This window comes from Burkholderia sp. Se-20378, assembly GCF_017104665.1.
GTDB lineage: Bacteria > Pseudomonadota > Gammaproteobacteria > Burkholderiales > Burkholderiaceae > Burkholderia > Burkholderia lata.
The window spans coordinates 1-740 of record NZ_JAAGPG010001248.1; the positions used below are offsets into that span (position 1 = coordinate 1).

The 740-nt window shown below is 68.8% G+C and carries 1 protein-coding gene; it reads right to left on the reverse strand.

The window, feature by feature from the left end; all coding sequences use genetic code 11:
- Positions 1 to 32 precede the first annotated feature (32 nt).
- Entirely contained in the window at positions 33 to 572 is a 540-nt protein-coding gene (locus tag G3N93_RS41235; RefSeq protein WP_206135666.1) for a hypothetical protein, read from the reverse strand.
- Positions 573 to 740 lie beyond the last annotated feature (168 nt).

Here is a 740-nt window from a genome sequence, read left to right on the forward strand (position 1 = left end):
CGCATGCGAGCGGCGCCGCCGCGCCGCACGGCTCAATGCCTTTCCATCCGCTCCAGCGCCTTGATGTCTTCTTCGGACGTCATTTCGCAGGCCAGCAGCGTCTTGCCCTTCAGCGCCGGGCCCTGGCGGGCCGACACGAGGATCAGCGCACCGCCCGGGCCACGGACCGTCAGCCGGCGCGAATAGCCGACGGACGACGCGCCCAGCAGGTGGCCCTTCTCGAGAGTGAGCTGGTAGCGTTTCGCGAGCTGGTCGGCGACCTCGCCGTCCACGAGCACGCCGATTCCGGTACTGACGAACACGACCTGCTGCGTCGTGAATCCGTCGCGGTGGATCGGCTCCGGCAGGCGATAGACCGCGGCACCCAGCATCGACTCGTCCGGTTTCGGATCGGCTGCCTTGACGGTGTTGTAGATCGAGTCCATCAGGTCCGACGTGAACGGCGGCTTGCAGAGCGCGGCGTTGAAGATGTCGGGCTGGGCGGGCGGTGCGGCGAGTGCGGTGAGTGGCGCGCCGGCAATGACAAGGGCGCCGACGGCAGCGGCGCCAAGCCTGGAAAGGCGATGGGACATGGATGCAGTTCTCTCAGGTTTTATTGTGAGGCTGCATGGTAATGCATTGCCGCGCGCCGAACGATCGGCGGGGCGCGGCCGGATGGCGGCAAGGCAACCGGCGCGCGCGCCCGCGCCCCGCGATCGATTCCGTTGCCGGGTGATCGATCCGCGGGGCGGCGGGGCAGG

What these genes read in the sequence shown, in the direction of transcription:
- G3N93_RS41235 (WP_206135666.1), bottom strand. Translation starts at nt 572, where the DNA reads ATGTCCCATCGCCTTTCCAGGCTTGGCGCCGCTGCCGTCGGCGCCCTT.